The organism is Marinitoga arctica, assembly GCF_054657315.1.
In genome coordinates, this window is sequence record NZ_BAAHYY010000110.1 from 1 (window position 1) to 216 (window position 216).

Genomic DNA, 216 nt, shown 5'->3' on the forward strand with positions numbered 1-216 from the left:
CTTCTTGGGCGTGAGAGAAAGTAAAATTTACCACTGTTTATTAATTCATAGATGTATTTTGTTTTATCTACGTATATATAATCTTCTGTTATTATTTCTTTATAATCCTGTACTCCTATTGGTAATTTTTTCATCATTTCACCTCCAAAACTTCTATACTTAATTATATCATAATTTATATTATATAAAATTCAAAGTATATTTATATTGGAGGAT

At 23.6% G+C, this 216-nt stretch carries 1 protein-coding gene; it reads right to left on the minus strand.

The window, feature by feature from the left end:
- The coding region (locus ACYQ44_RS10575) for an AAA family ATPase (protein ID WP_459995881.1) at positions 1–134 on the minus strand (134 nt) is incomplete at its 3' end.
- Between the last annotated feature and the right edge of the window lie 82 nt (positions 135–216).